Annotated in this window: 25 protein-coding genes and 2 pseudogenes; 18 read left to right on the plus strand and 9 right to left on the minus strand. The window is 60.7% G+C overall.

All coding sequences use genetic code 11. The features are described 5' to 3' along the window. Positions 1-18: 18 nt before the first annotated feature. Together NW830_RS03825 and NW830_RS03830 are read right to left on the minus strand one after the other, a co-directional pair. Positions 19-623: pseudogene (locus NW830_RS03825) on the minus strand (histidine phosphatase family protein). 15 nt (positions 624-638) lie between these two features. Beyond that, positions 639-1,598, minus strand: a complete 960-nt coding sequence (locus NW830_RS03830) for an NAD(+) kinase (RefSeq protein WP_414361009.1) — start codon at positions 1,596-1,598, stop codon at positions 639-641. 418 nt (positions 1,599-2,016) lie between these two features. Between NW830_RS03830 and NW830_RS03835 the strand changes: the two genes are divergently transcribed. Next, positions 2,017-4,260, plus strand: a complete 2,244-nt coding sequence (locus tag NW830_RS03835) for a serine/threonine protein kinase (RefSeq protein ID WP_414361006.1) — start codon at positions 2,017-2,019, stop codon at positions 4,258-4,260. On the opposite strand, the gene NW830_RS03840 is transcribed toward NW830_RS03835, so the two are convergent. Next, positions 4,257-4,853: a hypothetical protein gene (locus tag NW830_RS03840; RefSeq protein ID WP_414361003.1), complete on the minus strand. Its 597-nt coding sequence runs from the start codon at positions 4,851-4,853 to the stop codon at positions 4,257-4,259. The two genes, NW830_RS03835 and NW830_RS03840, sit on opposite strands and share 4 nt — an antisense overlap. Positions 4,854-5,376: 523 nt before the next feature. Between NW830_RS03840 and NW830_RS03845 the strand changes: the two genes are divergently transcribed. Then, positions 5,377-5,934 (plus strand): hypothetical protein, encoded by a 558-nt coding sequence (locus NW830_RS03845; protein ID WP_414361001.1) that lies wholly within the window; start codon positions 5,377-5,379, stop codon positions 5,932-5,934. A gap of 154 nt (positions 5,935-6,088) precedes the next feature. Further along, the gene (locus tag NW830_RS03850) at positions 6,089-6,838 is read left to right on the plus strand and encodes a YebC/PmpR family DNA-binding transcriptional regulator (protein ID WP_414360998.1); all 750 of its coding nucleotides are present in this window, start codon (positions 6,089-6,091) and stop codon (positions 6,836-6,838) included. A 10-nt stretch (positions 6,839-6,848) separates the two neighbouring features. Here the strand turns inward: NW830_RS03850 and NW830_RS03855 are convergent, their stop codons facing one another. Beyond that, positions 6,849-7,160: a YbjQ family protein gene (locus tag NW830_RS03855; protein WP_414360996.1), complete on the minus strand. Its 312-nt coding sequence runs from the start codon at positions 7,158-7,160 to the stop codon at positions 6,849-6,851. A 120-nt stretch (positions 7,161-7,280) separates the two neighbouring features. On the opposite strand from NW830_RS03855, the gene rbsK reads away from it, so the two are divergent. Then, positions 7,281-8,198, plus strand: coding sequence for a ribokinase (gene rbsK / locus NW830_RS03860; RefSeq protein WP_414360993.1), 918 nt, complete (start codon positions 7,281-7,283; stop codon positions 8,196-8,198). An 8-nt stretch (positions 8,199-8,206) separates the two neighbouring features. On the opposite strand, the gene NW830_RS03865 is transcribed toward rbsK, so the two are convergent. After that, entirely contained in the window at positions 8,207-9,814 is a 1,608-nt protein-coding gene (locus NW830_RS03865; RefSeq protein WP_414360990.1) for a B12-binding domain-containing radical SAM protein, read from the minus strand. A 137-nt stretch (positions 9,815-9,951) separates the two neighbouring features. Between NW830_RS03865 and NW830_RS03870 the strand changes: the two genes are divergently transcribed. Beyond that, on the plus strand, positions 9,952-10,800 hold the full coding sequence (locus tag NW830_RS03870) for a methyltransferase domain-containing protein (protein WP_414361229.1): 849 nt from the start codon (positions 9,952-9,954) through the stop codon (positions 10,798-10,800). 85 nt (positions 10,801-10,885) lie between these two features. Here the strand turns inward: NW830_RS03870 and NW830_RS03875 are convergent, their stop codons facing one another. Beyond that, complete coding sequence (locus tag NW830_RS03875) at positions 10,886-11,506, minus strand: uracil-DNA glycosylase (RefSeq protein ID WP_414361228.1); 621 nt, start codon at positions 11,504-11,506, stop codon at positions 10,886-10,888. Between the two features lie 273 nt (positions 11,507-11,779). Here NW830_RS03875 and NW830_RS03880 point away from each other — a divergent pair, with 273 nt between their 5' ends. From NW830_RS03880 to NW830_RS03910, 7 genes are all read left to right on the plus strand, one after another. Next, on the plus strand, positions 11,780-13,240 hold the full coding sequence (locus NW830_RS03880; RefSeq protein ID WP_414360987.1) for a TldD/PmbA family protein: 1,461 nt from the start codon (positions 11,780-11,782) through the stop codon (positions 13,238-13,240). Positions 13,241-13,370: 130 nt separating this feature from the next. Beyond that, on the plus strand, positions 13,371-14,261 hold the full coding sequence (locus tag NW830_RS03885; RefSeq protein WP_414360985.1) for a type I restriction-modification system subunit M: 891 nt from the start codon (positions 13,371-13,373) through the stop codon (positions 14,259-14,261). Between the two features lie 11 nt (positions 14,262-14,272). After that, positions 14,273-14,797, plus strand: coding sequence for an N-6 DNA methylase (locus tag NW830_RS03890; protein WP_414404567.1), 525 nt, complete (start codon positions 14,273-14,275; stop codon positions 14,795-14,797). Then, positions 14,794-14,937, plus strand: coding sequence for a hypothetical protein (locus NW830_RS03895; protein WP_414360979.1), 144 nt, complete (start codon positions 14,794-14,796; stop codon positions 14,935-14,937). Before NW830_RS03890 ends, NW830_RS03895 begins: the two co-directional genes overlap by 4 nt. A 20-nt stretch (positions 14,938-14,957) precedes the next feature. Beyond that, a complete protein-coding gene (locus NW830_RS03900) occupies positions 14,958-15,257 on the plus strand; it encodes a nucleotidyltransferase family protein (protein WP_414360977.1) in 300 nt (99 codons plus the stop codon). Continuing rightward, positions 15,247-15,600: a DUF86 domain-containing protein gene (locus NW830_RS03905; protein ID WP_414360974.1), complete on the plus strand. Its 354-nt coding sequence runs from the start codon at positions 15,247-15,249 to the stop codon at positions 15,598-15,600. Before NW830_RS03900 ends, NW830_RS03905 begins: the two co-directional genes overlap by 11 nt. After that, the gene (locus tag NW830_RS03910; protein ID WP_414360971.1) at positions 15,597-15,971 is read left to right on the plus strand and encodes a restriction endonuclease subunit S; all 375 of its coding nucleotides are present in this window, start codon (positions 15,597-15,599) and stop codon (positions 15,969-15,971) included. The genes NW830_RS03905 and NW830_RS03910 overlap by 4 nt, the downstream gene beginning before the upstream one ends. Before the next feature lie 41 nt (positions 15,972-16,012). Here the strand turns inward: NW830_RS03910 and NW830_RS03915 are convergent. After that, positions 16,013-16,817 (minus strand): annotated as a pseudogene (locus tag NW830_RS03915) (IS630 family transposase); the annotation flags it as partial. Between the two features lie 274 nt (positions 16,818-17,091). Here NW830_RS03915 and NW830_RS03920 point away from each other — a divergent pair. Beyond that, complete coding sequence (locus NW830_RS03920) at positions 17,092-18,483, plus strand: TldD/PmbA family protein (protein ID WP_414360968.1); 1,392 nt, start codon at positions 17,092-17,094, stop codon at positions 18,481-18,483. 7 nt (positions 18,484-18,490) lie between these two features. On the opposite strand, the gene NW830_RS03925 is transcribed toward NW830_RS03920, so the two are convergent. Together NW830_RS03925 and lpdA are read right to left on the minus strand one after the other, a co-directional pair. After that, entirely contained in the window at positions 18,491-19,798 is a 1,308-nt protein-coding gene (locus tag NW830_RS03925; protein WP_414360965.1) for a class I SAM-dependent methyltransferase, read from the minus strand. 82 nt (positions 19,799-19,880) lie between these two features. Continuing rightward, complete coding sequence (lpdA, locus tag NW830_RS03930; RefSeq protein ID WP_414360962.1) at positions 19,881-21,263, minus strand: dihydrolipoyl dehydrogenase; 1,383 nt, start codon at positions 21,261-21,263, stop codon at positions 19,881-19,883. Positions 21,264-21,407: 144 nt separating this feature from the next. Here lpdA and NW830_RS03935 point away from each other — a divergent pair, with 144 nt between their 5' ends. From NW830_RS03935 to NW830_RS03955, 5 genes are all read left to right on the plus strand, one after another. After that, positions 21,408-22,184 carry an HAD family hydrolase gene (locus NW830_RS03935; protein ID WP_414361227.1) on the plus strand — a complete coding sequence of 259 codons (777 nt, stop codon included), beginning with the start codon at positions 21,408-21,410 and terminating at the stop codon, positions 22,182-22,184. Continuing rightward, positions 22,181-23,029, plus strand: a complete 849-nt coding sequence (locus tag NW830_RS03940) for a M28 family peptidase (protein ID WP_414360960.1) — start codon at positions 22,181-22,183, stop codon at positions 23,027-23,029. Before NW830_RS03935 ends, NW830_RS03940 begins: the two co-directional genes overlap by 4 nt. Positions 23,030-23,266: 237 nt before the next feature. Next, positions 23,267-24,028 carry a ChaB family protein gene (locus tag NW830_RS03945; RefSeq protein WP_414360957.1) on the plus strand — a complete coding sequence of 254 codons (762 nt, stop codon included), beginning with the start codon at positions 23,267-23,269 and terminating at the stop codon, positions 24,026-24,028. Positions 24,029-24,136: 108 nt separating this feature from the next. Further along, entirely contained in the window at positions 24,137-25,069 is a 933-nt protein-coding gene (locus NW830_RS03950; RefSeq protein ID WP_414360954.1) for a DnaJ C-terminal domain-containing protein, read from the plus strand. Next, positions 25,066-25,347 carry a chaperone modulator CbpM gene (locus NW830_RS03955; protein ID WP_414360951.1) on the plus strand — a complete coding sequence of 94 codons (282 nt, stop codon included), beginning with the start codon at positions 25,066-25,068 and terminating at the stop codon, positions 25,345-25,347. Before NW830_RS03950 ends, NW830_RS03955 begins: the two co-directional genes overlap by 4 nt. The last annotated feature ends 15 nt before the right edge of the window (positions 25,348-25,362 follow it).

A 25,362-nucleotide genomic window follows, 5' to 3' on the forward strand; every position in this document is an offset into this window, starting at 1 on the left:
CCCATTTTGATTGAAAGTTTAGGTGCCTACCCTTTGCTGCAGATTAGGCGCCAGATAGCCGCGTTCCCCCAAGCTTTCCAGCAGGGGCCCATAGCGATCGAACTTGACCACGCTGACCGAGGCAGCCAAAACCTCGATGCGATCCCGGTAGCGGCCCAGGTGAATGCCCAGCAGGCTGCGGAGAAGAATCCGAAGGGTGGCCTTGTTTGTGGGAGACGATATCTCCGCCACAACCGGCAGGGCGCGGTTGGCAATTTGCACAGCGGTTTCGCCACCTGGGGGCGTTCCAGGCCGGCTCAGTCCTCCAGCGCCAGTAGGCTCGGGATGGGCTTCGCGGGCCTCGGCGTGGGTTTTGCCCTCCCACTCGCTGTAGTGGATTTCCCTATCTCCAACCCCGTCTTCTCTGCCAGCAGCCTGAGGGTAGCCAAGGTGCGCCGCATCGGGCTGACGTAGAGGGCCTGCCAAGGGATCCCAGCATAGGCGGCGGCAAAGGCTTCTGCCATCGGCTGGCCTTCGAGGGTGAGGTCGGGATCAAGGGCGCCACAAAAGCTGCCGGAACGGCTGTAGGGGGTTTCCCCGTGTCTGAGTAGGTAAAGTCTGAGGCTCAGGGGAGAAGATTCCAGGGGGGTTAAACTCCGCTACTCCCCCGCGGGGCGGTGGTTGGTGGTGGGGATGTAGATGCGGCTGCCGGCCCACTGCAGCTTTTCTCGCAGGGTGCGGAAGTAGGAGAGGTCTTTTTCTAGGATCATCAGCTTGGCCGGCAGGGGAGCCCGTTGAATTTGCACCCACTGGCCGGGGTTGACCGATTGAGCCAAGACACCATCAGTCCAGAGGCGGGTCAGCCCTTCCGGATCAGCAAGGGGCCAGATCTCCACCTTGGCCGTGCCGCTGATAACAATGGGCCGGCTGGACAAGCTGAGGGGACAAATGGGGGTGATGATGATGGCCTCAAAGGTAGGCTCTAGGATGGGACCATTGGCTGCCAAAGTGTAGGAAGTGGATCCCGTTGGCGTGGCCACCAGCACGCCATCCCCGTGGTACTGATCCAAAATCTCGCCATTGACTTCGATTTCCATGATGGCAGCGGGCAGGCGTTCCCGGTTGATGGGCTTGAGGCACATTTCGTTGAGGGCGTAGTAGACTTCGCTGACCGGGCGGCCCTGCCGCTTGCCCTCCCCAGGGATAGCCCCTTGCCCCAATTGCGCTTGCTCCCAAATCTGGGCCTGTAACATCATGCGGGCTTGCAGGACGAAGTCTCCTGCCTGAATGCGATCCCAGGGATCCTGATGCAGCACCCGCTCTGATTGAGCCAAAAACCCCAGCCTGCCCCCCGACTGAATGGGCAAAATCGGGATCCCGTGCGGGGCCAGGTGGCGGGCTGCCGCCAACACCGACCCATCTCCCCCCAGCACCACCACCAGATCGATGGGATCCGAAGTGGCCTCCAAAAAGACCGGGTAGGGGTTGTGGTGCAAGCCGGTGGGAGCGGTCAGCACCGTAACGCCGCGCCGACGCAATTGCTCCGCACACAATTGACAGGCGGCTTTGCTCTCCCGATCCCCCTCCTTGTAGGCGATCACCACCAAGCCCAAGTCCATAAGCCCTCGCCCAGGGATCCCTTCCGATCATCCCTCTTCAGGCCGAAGGTTGCCCACAAGGCCTCATTTCCTCAGCATTCCCTCTCGCTTTTTTTCACATTTACTAGGGATCCTTAAGAAAATCTCTAAATGGTTATTCCAAGTAGCAGTAAAAAACGGCTCGTCGCGTCGTTATTGCTAGGCAGCGCTGCCGCAAACGCGCCGCTCCAACTCCCCTCTCCCTCTGGGAGAGGGGTTGGGGGTGAGGGCCTCTGGGAGAGGGGTTGGGGGTGAGGGCTTGAGCGGCGCAGAGTTCCCAGAGCGTCAAAGATTGGGATCCCTGAGTTGGACGGGGAAATGAGCCGGTATAAACTCCAGCAATTGGTTTATCGTATGGACAGCCCTGCCCAAGCTGCTTCTTCGCTGCACCTGCAAACCTATGGCCCCCGATCTCACCGATCGCATTTTGGGTGGCCGCTACCAACTGATTCAAGAAATCGGTGGCGGCGGCATGGGATCCGTCTTTCGCGCTTTGGACTTGCACAACAACCGCCAAGAGGTGGCTGTTAAGATCCTGCATGTCCCTATGCTGCTGAGCCGGGGTGACGCCCAGACCGATTTGCGTCGCCGCTTTGCCGAAGAGATCCGCGTCAGCACCCTTCTGGGCCAGCATCCCCGCATCGTCAAAGTCTTGGATCACGGCCAAGAGGGGGAGCAGGCCTACTTGGTGATGGAGTACCTCAAGGGGCAGGATCTGGGCAAGCTGATTCGAGAAAAAGGGGCTCTGCCGCTCCGGCAAGCCCTTCGGCTGGCCCTGCAGGCCTGTGAGGGGCTGCACTTTGCCCATACATTTCACGCCAAGGTCGAGGGCCGCGAGATTCGGGGCGTGATTCACCGCGACATCAAGCCCAGCAACCTGTTTGTTGAGCGGGTTTTTCGAGATGGCCAGCTCACGTCGCAACTGAAAATCCTCGACTTCGGTGTAGCCAAAACCTTAGCTGATCACACCCTTAGCCTGGGCACCCAAAAGGGGGGCGGATTTATCGGCACCGCTCGCTACGCCTCTCCTGAACAGATACGGGGCAAGTCTCTGGATGCCCGCTCAGACATCTACTCCCTGGGGGTGGTGCTCTACGAGATGCTGACGGGATCCATGCCCTTTCAATTGGAAACCGACTCTCTGCACAGTTGGATCCACGCCCATTGCTATGAAAGCCCCCTTGAGATCAACCCGGAGACAACCCCGCAGCCGATCCCGCCCGCCTTGGCAGCAGTGGTGATGGATTGCCTCAAGAAAAACCCCGACGAGCGGCCGCAGACGATGCAGGAGCTAGGGGAGCGGCTGCTGCAAGCCTATGAGCTGACGGTAGCCACTCAACTCTCCAGCAGCCAGGCCAGTACTGTGATTCTTCCCACCAGCGGTGCCAAGGCTCAAGGCCATGCTCCACCTTCTTCTATTCCCAGGCCGCCAATCGAAACCACCAGCAATACAGGATCAACTGCTGGAGCCTTTGAAGATATCCGCGATGAGGATTTGGATCTCATTGAAGAGGAGCCGGTCTCTCCCCCAGGTGCAGGGATCCCCTACTACATCGCCGGGCAGGAACCTCTCCCCTCAACTACCTCGGCAGAAGCTGCACCGGATCCCTCCTCTCAAGCTGCAGGCGAAACTCCCAAAACGCCCTCTACAGTCATCCCAGCCAGCAACACTCGTCCGGCTGCTCCTCCTCAGGATCCCCCCGTCCCACCACGGACGGATACCCCCCGCACCCGCCCTCTGCCGCAAGCTGCCCCCCCAACGGTTCTCCAGCCTTCTGGCAGCAGCCTGAAGTGGGTCTTGGCTGGGGGAGGCGCTGTGGCTTTGTTGGCCGCCTTTTGGCTCTGGCCGCGCCCAGCAACCCGCGATACCCAGGAAGAACCGGAGCCGATCCCTACCGCCGCAGTCACCCCGACACCTACCCTCGAGCCCGTCCCCACCCCCACGCCGGTGGCAACGCCTACTCCAACTCCGGCAGCGACACCCACTCCCGCTCCGGTGGCAACGCCTACTCGAACTCCGGCAGCGACACCCACTCCCGTTCCGGTGGCGACGCCTACTCGAACTCCGGCACCGACACCTACTCCCGTTCCAGTGGCAACGCCTACTCCAACTCCGGCAGCGACACCCACTCCCGTTCCAGTGGCAACGCCTACTCCAACTCCGGCACCGACACCCACTCCCACTCCGGTGCCAACACCAACGCTTACTCCTACCCCTCGATTGACGCCGCTTGTTCCTCGCACTCCTACCCCTACCCCAACTCCACCCCCGCCGCCCACCTCGACACCACTTCCACCAACGCCAACACCTGTGCCAGAGCTTGCCTTGAGCGGCCAGTGGCTCTACGAGGGAGGATCCTTTGTCTGGCAGGGATCCCTGTGTAAGGTTAATGTTGCAACCGGTATCCAGGAAACCGTCTCCATTCGTCAAGACGGCACCCAGCTCAGGGTTTCCTCTCCCAGTTTTGAGGAGCGCAGCGGCCAGCTCATCGGCAACCAATTTTCTGTCAGCGGCAGGATAGGGGGCAGCGGTACTCCAACCATCACGTGGAGTGGCACTGTCAGCCCTGACGGGCGCTCCATTCGCGGCACAGCCACCTGTGGCAGCGCCAGCTTTGCCATCAGGCTCATCCGCCAGAGTTAAATACCCACGCCGCCGCCTCGGTCGCCGCCGCCGCCGTTCTCCGGATCCTCCGGCTTCTGCTGGATGGCAGGGGGAGGAGGAGGAGTGGCAGAGGTTTCCCTGACCACCTCGAGGGTGTAGGGGCCGCGGCCAGGGCTACCCGGAGCAGAGCTGCGGGCATTCTGGGCCCAGTAGCTTTCCACCAGCACTAAGTAACAGCGGTCTTGGCGTACTGGGATCGTCAGCTCAGAGGCGGTGAAATTGCCAGGAGCTGCGTCATCGTTGATAAAGATGAGTTCCGGATCAGAATTCCTGTTGGCATCAAGGCCAAGGATGACCAGCAGAGGATCGAAGACTGAACTGGTTAGGCGGATAGTAACTCCGGTAACATTAGCTGCAGAAGGAAAGTAAAGAAATCCATCAACGTAAAAGGTAAAGGTGCCAGGGGGGGGTGGGACTTCCCGGGCATTTATCACATTGTCTTTCTCATCGAAGTAGATCTCCAAGTCGCTATTGGGCCCCAAGGTTCCACTGCGCCTCTCTCCTGGGCGCAAACTCTTGGCAGCAAAAATCGCTGGAAAGGCCTGCTCGCAGACATTGACCGGAGGTGGCACTGTCCCCCCAGACCCCCCACAGCTTGCTAGAAGGAGAGTCGAGGCTAGAAGGCCCCAGAAAAAACGCACCTGCAATCCCCCCACCTTCGATGCCGGCAATGACGACATAGACACTCCTCTGCCACAGGATCATTAACTTCTCCAGACTACAGCCATTTCGGCAAGCTGCAGCAAACCAGGATGCCCTTCCGATCTAGTTAGTCTGCCTCCTTAGAGCAGCGATACCCAGCAAGAGCAACTCCATTTTTCCCCTGGCCTAGTGCCTCTTAGGCAGATGTCGGGTAGAGTTGGCGATAGCCATCGCTGCCGTATTGGTTAACCTATGAACAACCCGCCGAGTAGCCCGAATCGGGATTGCTTTTCACAGCGCTCCAGGCAGGGCAACCTAGGCCGGAGCTTCCCCCTCCAGGGTCTGGGACTCGGCTTGTTGTGCGGATCGCTGCTATTGGGGGCAGGGAGCGGCCGATTTCTAACTTGGGCCCAGGAAGCGGAACAGCAGCCAGAGCCAGAAGTCCCCCTACCGGTGAGAGACCTCGATCCGGCGGTGCAGATCCGAGTTCGGAACGAGCTGGTTAAACTTTGCGGAGATTACCGATGCGAAGGCTATCGCTTCCCCGTGCGGGTTTTGGTCAGGCCTGAAGATACTCTGGAAACTCTGCTGGAGCGGCTGGATACGGAGATGCTGCGGGAGGTGGATCGGGTGTTTCAAACTCGGCCTGACTTGAACCGTGTTATCGTCGATGGCTATGTCTTTGTGGGCACTCCCTCTTTCGCCAGTCGGGAAGTACTGCTGCAAACGTTGTTTGTGCCCCGTCACCGCTGGGCGGTGGGTCGCTTTGGGCTAGAGCAGGATGGAATCTTCTATGCCGAGCTGCTGGAACAGGTAACGCCCTTTTTAACTCGGCCGCAAACCCCGACCCCTCCGCCTGGGGCTGTGCTTGAAGAGCCTGGGCCTCCTCTACCTCCCACGCCAGCTCCTGGAGAGACACCAACGCCCACACCGCAAGCAACGCCAGAAGCTTCGCCAACCCCCGAAGCTCCACCGCCACCGGGGGATGTCATCGAGCGGCAGCCCATTTAGCCTTGATAGGGCTGGCTGCTGTTTAAGGGGTTTTGCTTGGGGATCCAAGCTAGGGTTCTGGAGCTGGGGTGGGGTTGAGTCCTGGGCCTGGGGTGATCTAGGCTTCGGAGTTAAGGGGATCTCTTCCCTCCTACTGCTTGACCAGTGTGCAGCTATGGCAGGACACAGCAAGTGGGCCAACATTAAGCGGCAAAAAGCCCGCGTAGATGCCAGAAAAGGCAGCCTATTTACCAAACTTTCCCGCGCCATCATTGTGGCAGCCCGCAGCGGCCTGCCGGATCCGGAAGCCAATTTTCGGCTGCGCTCGGCGGTAGAGAAAGCCAAGGCGGCAGGCATGCCCGCCGAGAACATTGAACGGGCCATTGCCAAGGGATCCGGCAACTGGACCGACGACAGCCCCCTGGAGGAAATCCGCTACGAAGGCTACGGCCCTGGGGGTGTGGCTGTCTTGATTGAGGCCATGACCGATAACCGCAACCGCACGGCTGCCGAGGTGCGGGAAGCCTTCAGCAAAGTCGGCGGCAGCCTGGGGGAAAGCGGCTGCGTGAGCTGGCTGTTTCGGCAAAAAGGGGTGATCACCCTAGAGGAGGTGACAGATCCCGAAGCTCTGCTGCTAGCGGTAGCCGAAGCAGGGGGGGAGGATCTCAAGGTGGAGGGGACCGGCGCAGAGGTCTATTGCGATTACACCCTGCTGGAGCAGGTGGCCACCTACCTTAAAAAAGAGGGCTACCGGGTGCAGGAGGCGGCCATCCGTTGGATCCCTTCCACAGAAGTGCATGTGGAGGATCCCGAGACGGCCAAGCTGGTGCTGACCCTCATGGAACGGCTGGACAACTTGGACGATGTGCAAAATGTCTACGCCAATTTCGAGATTGACGAGGCAGTGATGGAGAGCCTGGCCTAAGGGGAAAGGCTTAGCGCAACTTGACGGCGGTGCCGGCGGCGGTAACGAGGATCAGCGTCGTGCTCATGTTGGTATGAATGGTAACGCCTAGGATGCCATTTGCTCCCAAACGTTTGGCTCGCTGCTCCAACTCTTCCAAAACCTTTTTCTGAGCATTCTCGAACACTTCTTCGTAGGTTCTTGTGCGTCCCCCGATAATGTTGCGGAGGGCAGCAAGGAAGTCCCGCAGAACATTGGTGCCATAAACTACCTCGGCAGTAACAATGCCCAGGTAGCGTTCCACCTCTTTACCTTGGAGCATGTCTGTAGTGGCTAGCAGCATGGCTCGTTCTCCGTGTCACCTCCTCCCTAAGCTAGCCGAGAGGCTCCAAGGTGGGGAGTTCTTAGACTGTAGCGGGAGCTAGAATTGGCTACCCTGGAGGCAACGTTTTCCAGCCAGCCAATGACGACCCTCGTTCGCGTAGTGGGGAGCTTAAATCTAGACCTGGTGGTGCAGGTGCCACACCAGCCGGGGCCGGGGGAGACGGTGCTGGGATCGGACTACGCCACCTACCCTGGGGGCAAGGGGGCCAACCAAGCGGTGGCAGCAGCCCGGGCAGGAGCCCAGGTGGAGATGTGGGGGGCAGTGGGATCCGATGGCTTTGGCCGCCTGCTAAAGGAGAACTTGGAGCAAAGCAGCGTTGCTACCCACTACGTACGGGAGCTGGAAGGGCCCAGCGGTATTGCTCTAATTACCGTGGATCAAGCAGGGCAAAACCGGATTGTGGTTAGCCCCGGGGCCAATGGTCGCTACCTGCCAGAGCATCTGCCCCCCTGGACGCCGGCGGCTCTAGTGCTGTTGCAACTGGAAATCCCCCTAGCCACCGTGCAGGCGGTGGCGGAGCAGGCCTTTGCCCAAGGGATCCCTGTCCTCCTCAATCCCGCCCCTGTGGCTCCCCTGCCGGGATCCCTCCTGCGTCAGGTGCGCTACTTGGTGCTCAACGAAAGCGAAGCCGCTGCCCTTGCCCAATCTCCAGTGGAGACGCCAGCGCAAGCCGAAAAAGTGGCCCAAGCCTTGCAACAGCAGGGGATCCCGACAGTGATCATCACCTTGGGGGGAGCGGGCTTGGTCTGGGCCGATGGGGAGGAAAGGGGCCATCTGCCAGCCCACCCCGTGTTGGTGGTGGATACCACTGCTGCCGGCGACAGCTTCTGCGGTGCTTTGGCCGCCTACCTGGCTGCTGGCGGATCCCTGAGGGAAGCCCTCCATTTTGCCAATGCCGCCGCGGCCCTGTGCGTGACCCGCCCTGGGGCCCAGCCCAGTTTGCCCCAGCGCGCCGAGATCGAGGTGTTTCTGGCCGCTGCAGGCCCCCATCCCTAGAGCCTGGGCTACGTGGAGAAGGCCTCTTGGCGGTGCTGGGCCAGCCGCTCCGGGCTGAGGGGGCCCTGGATGTGCTGCCAGGGAAGGGGATCCGCCGGATCCCAGTTGCTGTGCACGTAGTAGTCCAAGGGCGGCAGTTGTCCCTGCAGCTCTTTGAAGGCGCGGCGGAAGCTGCCCAGGGACTCGCCCCACTGCCGGGCTAGCTGCAAGACTCGGGCCACCCGCCGATCCCCCCGCGAGATGAGGGCTTGGATGACCGACCAACTGTAGCTTTCGGGACGGAACTCCACGCCCAGGGGACGCAGATGTTTTTGATACCACTGCAGCTTTTTCTCAGCCTGGGGATCCACCCCCTGCCACTGGAAAGGGGTGTGGGCCTTGGGCACAAAGGTGCTGCAGCCCAAAGTCAAGCGCAGGCGGGGAGCCACCTTCTTGAGCTCCTTGAAAAGAGCAACGGTGGCCTCCAGGTCGGCCTGGGTTTCCGCCGGGAGCCCCACCATGCCGTAGAACTTGATCCCCTTCAGGCCGCCGGCCTGGGCGTGGGCGGCCGCCGCCAAGATTTCTTCATTGGTTAGCTTCTTGTTAATGACCTGGCGCAGCCGTTCTGAGCCGCTTTCAATGGCCACGGTAATGGACTGGCTGCCGCGGCGGGAAAGCACTTGCGCCAAGCGAGGCGTAACCGTGCCCGTGCGCACCGAGGCCAGGCTAAGGCGCACCTGCTCAAAGCGATCCTGCGCCAGGTACTCCAGCAATTCCTCAAACTGGGGGTGCTGGGTTACCGAAGCCCCCAAAAGGCCAATCCGCTGGGTAACCTGCAACCCCCGCTCCACCGCCGGGATCAGATGCCCTTCTACATCGGCAGCGCGAAAGGGCAAAGTTAGGTAGCTGGCTAGACAAAAGCGGCACATCTCGGGACAACTGCGCACCACCTCCACCATGTAGATGCTCTCCCAGGCCGCTTTGGGGGTAACCACGGTGGACACCGAGAGGGTGTTGCCGCGGAAGGTGTGCTTGCGGATGGAGCTGGGGATCCCGTCCCGCTTGGGAATGACCTTTTCCACCGGGCCGTCGGGGCCGCGGTAGTGCACTTCGTAGAGACTGGGCACGTAGATCCCCGGCACCTGGGCCAGCGCCTGCAGCTTTTCGGCCCGGGATCCCTGCCGCACCTGGCGGTAGGTCTGGATCATCTGCTCCACCAGCCCCTCCCCGTCCCCCAGCAGAATAAAGTCAAAGAACGCAGCAAAGGGCTCAGGGTTGGCCGTCAACACCGGGCCGCCGCCAAAAACCAAGGGATCCGCCTCCCCCCGCGCCTCGGCCTGGAGGGGGATCCCCTGTCGTTCCAGCAGATCCAGGATATGGACATAGTCCAGCTCCCAGGACAGGGAAAAACCCACCAGCTCCGGATCCCGCGGCAGCGGCTCGGCCAGGTCGGTAAACAGGCGAGCAACCGCCACCTCGCGGCGGCTGGCCAGCCGGCTCCAGATGACCTGGTAGCCGAGGCTGGTGATCCCTACCGAGTAGGTGTTGGGAAAGGCGTAGATGACCCGCACCGCGTCAGGCGCAGGTGTGGCCGGGGTGAAGAGAAGCTGTTCCAGAGCCAATTCCGAGGTGGCCAAGGCAGTCTAAGAAAGGGGGATGGGCGGCAAGGGCCTACTTTCCCAGCTTAATCGGGGTTTTGTCAGGCTGCGTCCAGGGCCAGCAGGGACGGCCAGATCGTCCAGAATGGAAGGGATCCCGACCCGCTCCTGACTGGATGGCTTCCCCCCTCAACCAACGCATCCGCCGCTTCTACGATGCTTCCTCCGGCCTGTGGGAGCAGGTGTGGGGGGAGCACATGCACCACGGCTACTATGAGCCGGGCCAGACCGGCAAGGATCCCCGCCAAGCCCAGATCGATCTCATGGAGCGAGTGATTCAATGGGGCCAGATCGGGGATCCTAAACCCCCTCAGCACATCCTCGATCTCGGCTGTGGCATTGGAGGGAGCAGCCTGGAGCTGGCGCGGCGCTTTGGCGCCGAGGTAACAGGCATTACCCTCAGCCCTGTCCAGGCCCGACGGGCCACGCAGCGGGCCCAGGAGGCCAGTCTGAGCCACAGGGTGCGCTTTTGGGTGGCCGATGCCCTGGAAATGCCCTTTGCCGACCACACTTTCGATCTGGTCTGGGCTCTGGAAAGCGGCGAGCACATGCCAGATAAGCGGCGGTTTCTGGCCGAGGGCTGGCGGGTCTTGCAGCCGGGCGGGCAGATGATGGTGGTGACCTGGTGCCACCGCGAGGGATCCCTGAGCCGCCAGGATCAGCGGCTTTTGCAGCAGATCTACGACGTGTACTGCCTGCCCTATGTCATCAGCTTGTCGGAGTATGAAGCACTGGCCCAAGAGGTGGGGTTCGAGCAGTTGCGCACCGCCGACTGGTCGGAGCGGGTGGCCCCCTTTTGGGATGAGGTAATTGCCTCGGCTCGCGATTGGCGGTGGATCCCGGCTTTGGTACGCAGCGGCTGGGTCACCGTTCGTGGGGCGCTGGGGCTGGGCCTGATGCGGCGGGCCTATGCCACCGGCTTGCTGCGCTTTGGCTTGCTGAGCGGCTTCAAGCCTGCAAGTTAGGGATCCCATACCCCCCTCTCCCAAGGGAGAGGGGCTGGGGGTGAGGGCAGCAGCGCTGGCCAGGTAAGCGACAGGGAAAGTGGGCTCAAAAGTCCTGCTGGGGTGGCGTTGCGCCGGCAAGTTCTAGGTACTTCTGCTTTACCGCCTGAATATCCTGCCACATCAACCACTTGGGGCTGCCGGGGGTGCGGTCAGGGTTGCGCAGCAAGTAGGCGGGGTGAAAGATGGGCATGCACCAGCGCCCCTGCCACTGGATCCACTCGCCCCGGATCTTGGCAATGCCCCGCTTATCCCCCAAAAGGGAGCGCACCGAGGTAGCCCCCGTCAACAAAATGATCCAGGGATCCACTAGGCGAATCTGCTCCAACAGATAGGGCCGGCAGGCATCCATCTCCGCCTGGGTGGGTACGCGGTTGTTGGGGGGGCGGCATTTGACCACATTGCAGATGTAAGTATCCCGCTCGGGATCCAGCCCCACCGAGGCCAGGATCTTGTCCAGCAACTGGCCGGACTTACCCACAAAGGGCAGGCCTTGCAGATCTTCGTTTTCCCCCGGCCCCTCGCCAACAATCACGATCTTGGCTTTAGGGTTACCTCGGTGCACCACCACATGGGTACGGTTGGCTGCCAACTCACAGCGCTGGCAGACCCGGCAGTGCTGCTCCAGTTGTTCTAGATCCCGATAGGTGCCGGGGGGAATGGGCACCTGAGCCGAGAGTGGGATCTGATCCCATTGGGGAAGCGTCTCCGTTGCAGAGGCAGGTGGCTCTAGGGGATCGTCAAATAGGCTGGGCTGAAGCTCCGAGGGTCTTTTCTTGGCAGCCATTGCAAGGTAAGGGATCCTTGTGCAGCGATCTTCGGCTGCTCCTCTGCCCTTGTCAAGCTTGGCGTCTCTTTCCCCAAAAGGGCAGCCTTTACGTCTTGTTAAACTGAGGGAGCAAAAGATGGCGGCATCTCAGCTAAGTGCTCTCGGCCTACTATGCTGCTTTTATCCAAAGAACTGCCCAACCTCGACTACCGCCCCACCCTGCAACGCTTTGACGAGGACTGGCGGGATCCCCTTGCAACTCTCTTGGGCTGGGGGCGGGCTGCCGGCGCCGATCTGGTGGAGATCTTCCTGGAGCGGGCTAACTCCATCAGTTGCCTGGCAGAAGACGACACCCTCACCAGCATCACCCCTCGGCTTGCCACCGGCGCGGGGGTGCGGGTGTTTCGCGGCCTGGCCGACTGCTACGTCAGCACCAACGATCTCTCCTTTGCCGGCCTCAAAGCTGCCCTAGAAAAAGGCCTGCTCTTGATGGGCCTCACCCCCCCTGGCCCTGCTGCTTTGGTCTCCACCGTCAACCTAGGGCTGCTCCAGGACTACGCCGAGCGCCGCGGTAAAGACGGCTGGCTCAAGGAATGCAGCTCCCTTGCCGAGATGGGGGAGATCCTGCTGCGGGCCAACGCAGAGCTGAAGCGGCAAGCTCACCACGTCCAGTCCCGCCGCACCAACTACTTCCGGGACTGGCAGGAGATCCTGGTAGCCTGCAGCGACGGCACCTTTGTGCGCGACATCCGCCTTACCCAGTCGGTTAGTTCTACCCTGCTCTGTGCCGATGGGGATCATCGCGCTTCCGTTAGCCAACGCGCAGGGGGCACCGGGGATCCCGACTTTTTGCGCCGCTGGGATCTCGTAGCCCACAGCCAGGAGCTGGCAGAAGCCGCCGGCCAGATGCTCTATGCCGACTATGTGGAATCGGGCACCTACCCGATTGTAATGTCCAACGCCTTTGGCGGTGTCATCTTCCACGAGGCCTGTGGGCATCTCTTGGAGACGACCCAGATCGAGCGCAAAACCACTCCCTTTGCCGACAAAAAAGGCCAGAAAATTGCCCACAAAAACCTCACCGCCTGGGACGAGGGGCTTTCCGAGGGGGCCTTTGGCAGCCTGGACGTGGACGACGAGGGCATGCCCGTCCAGCGCACCCTGCTTATTGAAAAGGGCATATTGAAAAACTTTCTGGCCGACCGGGCCGGCTCCATGCGCACCGGCCATCCCCGCACCGGCAGTGGCCGCCGGCAAAACTACACCTTTGCCCCTGCCAGCCGCATGCGCAACACCTACATCGCCCCCGGCGACGCCGAACTGGACGACCTGTTTGCCTCTATTGACAAAGGTATCTACTGCAAGCGCATGGGGGGCGGCAGCGTCGGCCCCACCGGCCAATTTAACTTTGCCGTGGAAGAAGCCTATCTCATCCAAAATGGCAAAATCACCAAGCCTCTCAAGGGAGCCACGCTGATTGGAGAAGCCAAGGATATCTTGACCAAGATCTCTATGTGCTCCAAGGATCTCCGCCTGGCACCTGGCTTTTGCGGTTCTGTCAGCGGCAGCATCTACGTTACTGTGGGCCAGCCCCACATCAAAGTGGACTCCATCACCGTGGGCGGGCGTTGATCCCGAGAGGATCTACTTCAGGATTGCCTAGGCCCGCCTCTTGCCATTAGCAAAGTGGCTTTGCGGCCTAGCTTTGTCTTGTAGAGTATTCCGAAGCAGAGGAGAGGGCAAAGGCGCCCGCAAGTTAGGGATGATCGACATTCAAAGCCTAGAAACCTGGCTGTGGGATGCAGCGTGTGTCATTCGCGGGCCAGTCGACGCGCCCAAGTTCAAAGACTATATCTTGCCGCTGGTGTTTCTCAAGCGGCTTTCCGATGTGTTCGATGATGAAATTGAGCGCCTGAGTGACCAATTCGGCAGTCGGAACCTGGCCCTGCAACTGCTGGAGCAGGAGCGGGAAACCAGGGAGGTGCACCTGGTGCGCTTTTACATTCCCGAAAATGCTCGGTGGGAAGCGATCCGCCAACATGGGATCAGCGGCCTGGGGCAATTCCTCACTGATGCCGTGCGTGAGGTGGCGCGGGAGAATCCGTCGCTGCAGGGCGTGATCGACATGGTGGATTTCAACGCCACCGCCGCCGGTCAGCGTATTATCTCGGATGAATATCTGGCCGCGCTGGTGGAGGTGCTCTCCCGCCACCGTCTGGGCCTGCACGATGTGGAGCCGGACATCCTGGGCCGCGCCTACGAGTACCTGCTGCGCAAGTTCGCCGAGGGGCAGGGGCAAAGCGCCGGCGAGTTCTACACCCCGCGCGAGGTGGCCATCCTGATGGCGCGCCTGCTCGACCCACAGCTGGGCATGAGTGTCTATGACCCCACCTGCGGCTCCGGCGGGCTGCTCATCAAGTGCCATCTACGCCTGCTAGAAACCCACGGCGTTATGGAAAACGGCCACCGTAAACTTCCACCCGGCGTAGCCCCCTTGCGCCTGTTCGGGCAGGAGATTAACCCGGCCACCTTCGCCATGGCGCGCATGAACGCCATCATTCACGACTTGCAAGCCGACATCCGCATTGGTGACACCGTGCGCACCCAGCCTTCAAGGACAACGCCGGCCGTCTGCAAACGTTCGACCGGGTGACGGCCAACCCGATGTGGAATCAAAGATTTCCCGTCGAAACCTACGAAACGACCCATATGACCGCTTCACGCTGCAGCGCGGATTGGGGCTGGCTGCAGCACATGCTGGCGTCGCTCAACGAGCGCGGCAAGATGGCGGTGGTGCTGGATACGGGCGCCGTCTCGCGTGGCAGCGGTAATCAAGGCTCCAACCGCGAGCGCGATATCCGCAAAGCCTTCGTCGAGCGCGACCTGATCGAGGCGGTGATCCTGCTGCCGGAGAACCTGTTCTACAACACCACCGCGCCCGGCATCATCCTGGTGGTCAACCGCTGCAAGCCGTGTGGTGGGCAGATTTTGCTCATCGACGCCAGCCAGCAATTCGCCAAAGGTCGCCCCAAGAATCACCTGACCGAGGAGCACATCGCCCGCATCGCCGAAATTTATCACCTCACCAATGGTTGGCAGGGGCGAATAACCATTCGCCAATCCATGCCATCATCACCAACGACGAAGCGGCCCGCAACGACTACAACCTCTCTCCTAGCCGCTACGTGAGCACGAACGGCAAGGAAGAGGTCCTGTCGCTGGAGGAAGCTATGGTGCGCCTTTTAGGGGCCGAAGAGGAGCGTGCCGAGGCTGACCGGGCACTGAATGAAGTCTTGGTTCAACTCGGCTTATTGGCCAATGGTTCATAGAATGGCACAGAAGGCAAACCATGCTGCGCTTGACGGACATTCCCTATCCCACCCTTGAAGCGTTCTGCCGCAAGTATCAGGTTCAGCGGCTTTCGCTTTTTGGCTTGGCGGTGCGGGAGGACTTCGGGCTGCAAAGCGACATGGACGTGCTGGTCGAATTTCAACCCGATGCACGGGTGGGTTTCCTGCAATTGAGCCGCATGCAGCGCGAGCTGTCGGAGATTTTCCACCGTCCCGTTGACTTGGTGCTGCGCAGTGCTCTGAAGCCGGCCATCCGTGAGCAAATCCTGAAGGAAGAGGTCGTGCTCTATGCGACCTGAGCGGCTTTACTTACAGGACATTCTGGATGCCTGCGAGGCGATTGACCGTTTTCTCCAACGAACAGATGAAATCGCTTTCACGCAAGACGAGCTTGTCCAGAGCGCTGTTTTGCAAAAGCTGATTGTGATCGGCGAGGCAGCCGCGCGCCTGCCGCGGAGCTTCACGGAGCAGCATCCACACATCAAATGGGCGGATATTGTGGCTTTCCGTAACATCGCTGTCCACGAGTACTTGGCCATAGATTGGCGGATCGTCTGGGTCACAGCCACCGAGGATGTCCCCATGCTGTGCAAGAGGATCAAAACCCTGCTTAATCAACTTGACGAGGAGAGCCAAGTATGAGCGACATTCTGCCCGACGACTTCCAGATGACCGTTCGCGTCAGCGGGCCAGAGTCCTTACTCGGCCCCCTGCCCAAGGAGTGGCGGATGGTGAGGTTGGGGGAGGTATTTGAGATTACGCAAGGCAAATCCTTGTCAGCGAAGCAAAACAAGGGAATTCGCCCGCGTCCTTTTCTTCGCACATCAAATGTCAATTGGGGTTACCTGGATGTGTCGAAGTTGGATGAAATGGATTTTACTGAAGAAGAGCAAAAATTTGCCTTACAACCCCGTGATCTTTTGGTATGCGAGGGAGGGGATATTGGTCGGACAGCAATCTGGGAAGGCCAGATGCAAGGGATTTATTATCAAAACCATCTCCATCGTTTGTGAGTCAGGAGTAAAGAAGTCTGCACTCTCTGATCCATGCTCTACTTCCCAACTCTAGAAAACTGCCGAACAAAGTGCTTCAACACCGGCCCCATCGTCTCAATAGGATTCACTTCCCGTGCATACACAGGCAGGTGCAAGATTCTCGCTCCTGTTCCCCTAATCAGTTCCTCAACTTCCCGACTCCTATGAATATTGAAGTTGTCCATAATCCCAACCTTCCTCGCATCTAACTTCGGACATAACTCGCTTCTCAAAAACTCCAAAAAATCCTCTTTCTTCATCCCACTCTTGATGACGCGACAGCCGACTACCCCTCTCACAGAAATAGCTCCAATAACAGGATGCTTCTCCCCCTTGTATCTCTGAGACCGCTTAAACCCCGAGCTACTCCCCGTTCCATTCCCTCCCACTGTCTGGTCAAGGGCAATCAAATCCTCCGCTGGTTCTTGACTGTAAGCTCTCTTTGCCCCTCCTCTTCTTGGACTCTCGCGCTGCGGTAAGTCTTTTTTTAGAGTCATTCCTTGCTTTTTAAGAAGTTGTGTATCGTGACAGTACTTACATCAATCCCTAAGCGCCCCCGCAACAGTTCTTATATTGCCACAGATAGAAGTCGGGGTGTTCTGCAATGATTGCCATCACTTCCTGTCGATGCCGTTCTAAAATACCCACTCGCTTGGTGCCTACTTTCTTGGGGTTTAAGTCCTGAGTTTGTTGGTACTGTCGCACCCAGCGGTGTACTGTTCTCTTGGTCACCATCAACCGTTCGGCCACCTGGCGGATAGAGGTCTTACCTACTTGATAAACTGCCACGACTCTTTGCCGTAGATCCAAAGAATGGGTTGGCATCTCTTCCTCTCCTTCCTCTTGAAACCTGTACCCCATTTAAATTAACAGGCTGTAACATCTACTTTTATTGCTTCATGCGAGGGAGTGACTGTCTCTGTCCTGCAGCAATACACTCCTGCCTCTCCCAAGCGACTCTGACCGGCCCCCCACTCTCCCCGTGTACGGGGGGATATAGGGAGCACAGAGCGGGGCTTCAAGGACTAGGTCCCGCTAGCGCGAGCGGCGGGTTAGCCAAAAAGGGTATGCTGGAAGTACCGTCCTTCCCCCTAGGGCCATGCGAGATCTCCTGCGCGACATCCTTCGGGATTACTCCGGCTTTGTGGAACTGCGCTACCACAGCAAAGTCTTTCGCAGCGTTACGGCGGAAAAGGGCCGCATTGAGCGGACGGCGGTTCGGCGGCGCTCAGGGGTGGGGGTGCGGGTGCTGGAGGCCGGCACCTGGGGCTTTGCCGCCACCGGGGATCTCTCCCCAGCCGCCATTCGCAAGGCCATTGCCGAAGCCCAGCAGGCGGCCCGTGCCAGCGCCGACTGCCGCAAACAGAAGCTGAAGGCTTTGCCCAGCGTAGCCCTGGCCCAGGGAGAGTTCTGCGAGCCCGGCGTGGAGGAGGTGGTCAACAAACCTCTAGAGGCCAAGATCCAGTTGGTTTTGGAAACGGAAGCCCAAGCTCGCAAGTCCTCTGCTCGCATTACCTCGGCCAGTTGCACCTACAACGAGATCTACGAGGAAAAAGCCATTGTTACTACAGATGGGGCGGATGTGGCCTTTCGTCTGGTGCGCCCTGAACTGCGGATCCAGGCGGTGGCCGAGGCGGATGGCCAACTGAGCAGCGGCGCCGAGTCCATTGGTGTTACCGGGGGGTGGGATTGCCTTTTTCGGACGGATCCCTTGCAGATGGCGGAGAAGGCGGCTGCCACCGCGGTCGATCTCCTCTCTGCAGGCTACGCCGAGGGGGGATGGGCCACAGTCATCTTGTCCCCTTCCATCGTGGGGCTGCTGGTGCACGAGGCCATTGGCCACACGGTCGAGGCGGATTTTGTCCTGGCGGGCTCGGTAGCAGCCGGCAAGCTGGGGCAGCGGGTAGCCAGCGAGTTGGTTACCCTCAAGGACTCTGGCCGTTCGGAATTCATGCCAGGGGCAGGGGGAACGCTGCCGGTGGACGATGAGGGCGTTCCCACCCAAACCACCACCATCATCCAGAACGGCATCTTGGTGAGCTACCTGCACAACCGCGAAACGGCTGCCTACTTTGGCGTCGAGCCCACCGGCAACGCCCGCGCCTGGGAGTATGCCGACGAGCCGCTTATCCGCATGCGCAACACCTACCTTGAGCCGGGATCCCAAACCTTGGAGGAGATCCTTGCCAGCACACCTGACGGCTACTTCCTGGATGGGGCCAGGAATGGGCAAGCCGACTCCACGGGTGAGTTCATGTTTGGCGTGGAGCGGGCCTACCGCATTCGCAACGGCAAGCTAGCAGAGCTGCTGCGAGGGGTTACCATTACCGGCAATGCCTTTGAGGTGTTGCAGTCGGTGGATGCTGTGTCGCGGGATTTCCTGTGGGACTTGGGATCCGGCCACTGCGGCAAGGGTCAGCCGGCCAAGGTGGATGCTGGAGGGCCCTATATCCGCTGCCGCGCTATTGTGGGCGGCCGGCAGAGCGCTTAGCCTCCACCTAGAGAGCAACTCTTAGAACCAGGCGGTCGGCTTCCCACTCGCGAAAGAGGCGGAGAACATGCTCGGCTCTCTCGGCGTGCTGGTTCAAAATCTCCGCGCCAGAGCGGGCCTGCTTGGCTAAGGGGAGCAGCAGCTCCACGACCTGGTAGCGGCTGGAGGCAATCATCTTGCCCGGGATCCGGGCAATGGGCCAGAAGATGTCCAGCTTTTGGGCCACAATCTGGGCGGGATCCACCTTGCCCAGCAGATCCGAAAAGGGGATTTTGCGATCCCAGTAGCGCACCTGGCCGTGCTGGAGAAAGAGGGGGTTGAGCTGCCAACGGGAGCTGCGGAAAAACTCGGCTGTGAAGGGATCCCAGTTGGCCAGCTTCTGGCCCTGGTGGCAGCACCAGAAGAGATTTTGCGTGTGGTAGAGGGGCTCCAAGTACTCGATAACCCGCAGTTGGTCAATGCGGGAAAGGGCTTCGTAGCGGCGGTGGAACTCCGGGTGGGTGGCGGCAATTAAGGGCTTGGCGTTCCAGTAGTCCAAGTAGGGGGCGACATCGATAAACTCCAGACCCGCCTGGGCCAAAAGGTCAGGGATCTCGCCAATGTCAAAAGGAATGTCGTTGGCGTGGAAGAAGTTGTCGACGATGTTTTCGTCTGCCGAGTAGTATTCCTCGTGGGCCTTGGCATGCCGGGCTAGCAGGGAATTGGGATGGGCTGCCTTTAACAATTGCCGCACAAATTCAATCTTTTCCGGCGTGGCCGGCGGAGTAATCCCCAGCAGCTCCAGGGCGCGGCGAATGCGGTAGACATGCCAACGGCCGGAACGGTTGTAGAGCATCAGCGCCATTACCCCCTCGGGAGCTAGGCGCGAGGCCAAGTTTCTCAAAGCCTTGACCGGATCGGCGGTGTGGTGGATGACCCCATAGGAGCTGATCATGTCGAAGCTCCCCTCCGGCCAAGTGGAGGGATCCATGAGATCCCCGTAGTGCACCGAGCAGTTGCGCAGGCCGTGGTACTTGATCCGTTTCTGGGCAATCTCTAGGGCCGGGCGGCTGAGATCGATCCCGACCACGGCGCCATAGCCGGGGTTGCTGGCGGCAATGCCGTGTACCTCCCAGCCGGTGCCGCAGCCGGCCACCAAAAATCTGGCCCCGGTGGGCTCTTGTAAGGTGCGGGTGCGGGCATATTGGGCGAGGATGTAGCTGCCTAGGCTGGAAAAGCCCTCAAAGGGCCGGTCATAGGGGACGGGCGGGTAGGGAAACGCCTCGTACTGGGCCTGCACCGCCCGGGTAATCTCCGCTTCGCTGGCCAAAGCCACGTTCTCCCACCTCTTCCCCCCTATCCTATTAGACCAGCTTTGGCCGTCAAGTCGGCCCGTGTCGGTCGCCAGCAGGCCACGGCTAGGCTGCGGTTAAACTGTGGGCAGCTCGCCGGTAGGCTTCCTCCAGCGTCTCTGCCAGGGTGGGGTGAACGTGCACCAGGCGGGCCAGCTCTTGCACCGTGGCGCGGCGGGCGATGGCCTGGGCCGCCTCGTGGATGAGATCCGCAGCATGGGGCCCAAAGATGTGGGATCCCAGCAGGAGACCCGTCTCCTTGTCAAAGACCAGCTTGACCATGCCCTCCGTCTCGCCAGAGGCAATGGCCTTGGAGTTGCCGCCAAAGTAGGTGCGCACCGTGCCCACGCTATAGCCCTCGGCTTTGGCCTGGGGCTCGGTTAGCCCCACAAAGCCCATCTCCGGGTGGGTAAACACTGCTGCTGGGATGCTCAGGTAATCCATGTAAGCAGGGCGGCCACAGATGTTTTCCACGGCCACCCGCCCCTGGGCTGCCGCCGCGTGGGCCAGCATCAGCTTGCCCGTCACATCGCCAATGGCCCAGAGGTGGGGCAATTCCGTGGCCATACGGCTATCTACGGGTACAAAGCCGCGCTTGTCTAACTCCACTCCCAGCTCCGCCAGGCCCAGCCCCTCTGAGACCGGGATCCGCCCAGCGGCCACCAGGCAGGCATCCACCTGCAGCGTTTCGCCGTTAGAGAGGTGGATCGTCACCGGCTGGCCAGGGATCACCTGCTTGGCCAGCACGCCCACATAGGTCTGGATCTGGCGGGGTTTGATCAGCACCCGCTGGGCCAGGCGGGCAATGTCGGGGTCAAAAGCCGGCATCAGGGTCTCCAGGGCCTCGATGAGAATGACCTGGGATCCCAGCGCCGTGTAGACGTCGGCAAACTCTTGGCCGATGTAGCCGCTGCCGATGATGGCCAGCCGCTCCGGGATCCACTCCAACCGCACCGCCTCGTTACTGGTAAACACCGTGCGGCCATCTACTTGGATCCCCGGCGGCACAAAGGGTTGGGAACCCGTGGCCAAGATAATGTCCCGCGCCGTGTAGGTTCGAGATCCCTTCTCTTCCTGAACTTCAACCATTTGGGATCCCGCCAGCCTGCCCCGTCCCCGCAGGAGTGTTACCCCCAGTTTCTCCAGGGAGCGGGTCATGTCGGCGCGGATCTTCTCCACCACCTGGGTGGCGTGATTGGCAATGGCCTCCCGGTTAGCCTGGACGGATCCCACTTGGATGCCCAGCTCGGAGCTGTGTTGCAGTTCCCGCAGGCGGGCGGAGGCAGCCAGCAGAGCTTTGGAGGGGATGCAGCCGCGGTTGATACAGGTGCCGCCCATTTCGGCGCACTCGACGATGGCGGTTTTGAGGCCGGACTCGACAGCATGCAGCGCCGCGCCGTGGCCGCCGACGCCGGCACCAATGATGATTAAGTCAAAATCGAAGCTCATGGCGAGACTTGGATAACCGGTGCCTCATTTTCTCATCTTGTTGGCCTTCCCAGGAACCTGGCTGAGAGCATCCAAACCATGAGGTAGCATAGGGTCGCCTGCCCAGTTGACAGGAGGCTGGCGGGGTGGGAACGGGGGGTGCGCATGGAACTGCAAGCTTTGATTTTCGACGTGGATGGCACCCTGGCGGACACGGAGCGGGATGGCCATCGGGTAGCCTTTAACGCTGCCTTTGCCGAAGCAGGCTTGGACTGGCACTGGTCGGTGGAGCTCTACGGCCAACTCCTGGCTATTACGGGCGGCAAAGAGCGCATTCGCCACTTCGTCGAGACCTGTCAGCCGCCGCTGCCTGCCGGGGAAGACCTGACGGCCCTAATAGCCCGGCTGCACCAGGCCAAAACCCGCCACTACACAGCTCTACTGGCCCAAGGAGGGATCCCCTTGCGACCTGGGGTCAAGCGCCTCTTGCAGGAAGCCAAGGCCGCCGGGATCCGCCTAGCCATCGCCACCACCACCACGCCCGAAAACGTGACGGCCCTTCTGGAGCACACCCTGCCGGAGAGCCTGGGCTGGTTTGAGGTGATTGCTGCCGGCGATATTGTCCCCGCCAAAAAGCCTGCCCCCGACATCTACTTCTACACGCTGGAACAGATGGGGCTGCGCCCCCAGGAGTGCCTGGCCTTTGAGGACTCCGAAAACGGGCTGCGCTCGGCCCAGCAGGCGGGCATCCCTGCGGTGGTGACGGTTAACGATTACACTCGGGAGCAAGACTTTTCCGGAGCAGCCTTGGTGCTGGATCACCTGGGGGAGCCGGAGTTGCCGTTTCAGGTGCTGGCGGGAAGGGCAGGATCCCACCGCTACTTCACCCTGGAGCTGGCCCGCCAGGTTCATGCCCAAGCCCTTGCCGAGCAAGAAAAGTGATCCAAGATCCCCATCTGCAACAGCGCCTCCGGGATCACCTGCAGCAAGTGGCCCAGCCGCGGGATCCCGACTGGTCGCCTTTGGGCCACCGTCAGGTGGAGCGCTACATCCAAGAGGAGCTTTCCCGCTATGGCCCTGTGGAATCTTTCTCCTTCGAGGCTCGGGGCTGCCAGCACCGCAACTGGATCTTGAAATTGCCGGGATCCCATCCCCGCCGATCGCCCATTCTGGTCGGGGCTCATTTTGACGCTGCCCCGGCCACCCCTGGAGCCGACGACAACGCCAGCGGTGTAGCGGTGCTGCTGGAATTGGCCCGCCATTTTGCCACCCATCCCGCCCTTTCCCCCCTGTGGCTAGTGGCCTTCGACCTAGAAGAGCGGGGCCTGCTGGGGAGCAAAGCCTACGCCCGCTTTCTCAAGCAACAGCGCCAACCCCTGCGGCTAATGCTCTCTTTGGAGATGCTGGGCTACCGGGATCCCACCCCCGGCTCCCAGCGCTACCCCGCTGGCCTGGAGCGGCTCTACCCTGACCGGGGGGACTACATCGGCCTCATTGGCAACTGGCCCGCCCTGGGGGATCTGCTGAGGCTGCAGCACAGTTTTCAGCAGGTGGGGATCCCGTGTTGCTGGTTGCCAGCCGGCCAGCGGGGTTTGATCCTGCCGCTTACCCGCCTCAGCGACCACTCCCCCTTTTGGGATGCAGGCTACCCCGCGGTTATGGTGACCGACACCGCTTTCTTGCGCAACCCCCACTACCACAAGCTCAGCGACACCCTTGAGACCCTAGATCTGGACTTTTTGAGTGGGGTCTGCCAGGGCTTGAGGCAAGGTCTTGGATCCCTCTAGCCGCGACCTCGATTCCCAACTCCCCTCTCCCTCAGGGAGAGGGGCTGGGGGTGAAGGCCAGCGGCGCGGGGCGCTTGGGCAGGCCTCCTCAGTACGGAGATCGCTCCAGGAGTTTCGCGATCCCTCGACCCCCGCTGGGGCAACCGAGGGAGATAATGGGCAGCATAGGCAAAGAGGGGAAAAGCTTGCCGAAAGCTGCCCTCAGCCTTCCCGGCCAAAACTTTCCCAGGAGACTTTATGAGCGCCTTCGCCCAAGCCCCCAAAAAGTGCGTTTCTGCCGTTTTTAAAGAAGAAGCCAAAGTCCAGGAGTGCATCCAGCGCCTCCTCAACCGCGGCATCCCCAACGATCGCATCTCCATCATTGGCCGCAATTTTCAAACGGAAGCCAAAATCAGCGGCTTTATCACCCGCAAGGATGTGGTTCTCGACGGGTTGACCAGCGGCGCTATTTATGGATCCCTGTTTGGCTCCCTGTTGGGGCTACTTACAGGGGTAGGGGTGCTGTTTATTCCCTTTTTGGGGGCGGTGGTGGCCGCCGGGCCCTTGGGAGCGGCGCTGCTGGGGGCAACCGGTGGCGCTCTCTACGGGGCGTTGGGAGCGGGGCTGGGATCCGCCCTGATTGCCCTGGGCATGCCGCAGGAGAAGGCTGCCATCTACCAGACGCGGGTACAGGCGGGTGAGTTCTTGTTGGTGGTGCAGGTGCCGGAGGAAAAAGCCGGCGAAATCTACTTGCTGTTGCAAAGTGCCGGCGGCGAAGAGGTGGCCACTGCCGACTTGAACTTGCCCAGCGAGCCAGAAGGCAACCTGACGCCGGAGACCATCTCCCCAGAAATCCGCGCCGATCTCTCAGAAGAAGCCCAGCAAACCTTTGTGGAAGCCTATAACCAGGCCAAGGCAGAGGGCAGCCCTGTCACCCAGGCCCTGCTCAAGGCTTGGGAAAAGGTCAAACAAGCTTTCAGCCGCGACGAGAAAGGGATCTTCTCTAAGCGCAAGTTCTAGTGTTGACCCCTTCCTTAAACCAGCAAAGTTACCGGCCCTGCTCTGGTCTTAGCCTGCTTGGCTATTTTGAAAGCCTTAGCCTAACTGATTGATGGTAGAGGTGAGCCCATGGCTGCGAGTGATTTTAAGGATTACTACAAGATCCTAGGCGTCAGCCGAGATGCTTCTTTGGAGGAGATCAAGCGCGCCTATCGCAAGCTGGCTCGCCAGTATCACCCTGACGTCAACCCCGGCAACAAGGCAGCCGAGGAGCGCTTCAAGGAGATCAACGAAGCCTACGAGGTGCTCTCGGATCCAGACAAGCGGCGGCGCTACGACCAGTTTGGCCAGTACTGGCAACGGGTGGGCAGCGGTGCCGCAGCAGGGCCGGGCATGGAAGGATTTGCCCAGTACGCCACCTTCGAGGACTTTATCAACGAGCTGCTGGGCCGCATGGGATCCCGCCGCAGCGGCTTCCAGGGTTTCACCACCGGGTTTGGGCCGTTCATCTCAGTGGATCTGCCAGGGCAAGACGTAGAAGCCACGCTAGGCCTCACCTGGGCAGAGGCCTTCCACGGCACCCAAAAGCGGCTGAGCGTGGATGGCGAAACCCTCACCATCCGCATTCCTCCCGGCGCCAAACCGGGCAGTCGCATCCGCGTCAAGGGCAAGGGCCAATATAGCCCCTTCGGCGGACCGAGGGGGGATCTCTACCTCACCCTGGAGCTGCCTCCCCACCCCTTCTTCCGCTTTGATGGCGACAACCTGCTCTGCGAGCTGCCCATCACGCCCGATGAGGCGGTTTTGGGCGGCACGGCGGAAGTCCCCACCCCCACCGGCCGGGTGCAGCTGAAGATCCCTGCCGGCGTCGATAGCGGCCAAACCCTGCGGCTGCGCGGCCAAGGCTGGCGGGATCCCCAAGGGCAGCGGAGCGACCTGCTGGTGCGGCTGAAGGTTGTCACGCCCAAATCCCTCTCCCCCACTGAGCGGGATCTCTACGAGAAACTGCGGCAACATCGGAGCTGGGATCCCCGCGCCTACTTGCAGGAGGTGAGGCTATGAGCTTGGCCATTGTGCGGGTGGAAGAACGGCTCTATACCTTTGAGCAGGCCAGCGAAGTTACTGGGATCCCTTCCCACCTCTTGGAGTGGCTGCTGGCTCAGGGCTTGCTGGAAGCCGAAAGCAGCTACATCACCCCCCAGCAACTGCGGCGCCTGGTGCAGATGATCCGTCTGCATCGGGACTTGGGCCTTAACTGGGTCGGAGCGGCCATGGTTTTGGACATGGCTCAGGAAATTGCCCGCCTTAGGGCGCAGCTCCACCACTACCGCGGCTTTTGAGGATCCCGAAACTCT

The sequence above is a fragment of the Synechococcus sp. OH30 genome (genome assembly GCF_047462175.1).
Lineage (GTDB): Bacteria > Cyanobacteriota > Cyanobacteriia > Thermostichales > Thermostichaceae > Thermostichus.